This window comes from Aurantimonas sp. C2-5-R2, assembly GCF_036549495.1.
Taxonomy (GTDB): domain Bacteria; phylum Pseudomonadota; class Alphaproteobacteria; order Rhizobiales; family Rhizobiaceae; genus Aurantimonas; species Aurantimonas coralicida_A.
Genome location: NZ_JAZHLJ010000297.1, coordinates 1 through 371, shown reverse-complemented (window position 1 = coordinate 371; position 371 = coordinate 1). Strand labels below are relative to the sequence as shown.

Below are 371 nucleotides of genomic sequence, written 5' to 3'. Positions count from 1 at the left end.
CGCGCGCCGCTATGTCTACATTTGGGCCGATGGGGTCTACCTGCAGGCCCGCATGGAGCCGGCCGCCGAATGCATGCTGGTGATCATCGGCGCGACACCTGAGGGGCGCAAGGAACTGCTTGGCTTCCAGGTCGGGGTGCGAGAGAGCGCGCAGAGCTGGCGCGAACTGCTGGTCGATATCAAGGCCCGCGGCCTCTCGGTCCCGCCGGAGATCGCCGTGGGCGATGGGGCCATGGGGTTCTGGAACGCCCTCGATGAAGCCTTCCCGGGCACGCGCCACCAGAGGTGTTGGGTTCACAAGACCGCCAACGTCCTGAACAAGTTCCCGAAATCGATGCAGCCGGCGGTGAAGGCCGACCTGCGCGAGATCT

1 protein-coding gene is annotated in these 371 nt (G+C 66.0%); it reads left to right on the top strand.

What is annotated here, in order from left to right; translation table 11 throughout:
* A partial coding sequence (locus VQ044_RS25600) for a transposase (RefSeq protein ID WP_331827931.1) occupies positions 1-371 on the top strand: 371 nt, incomplete at both ends.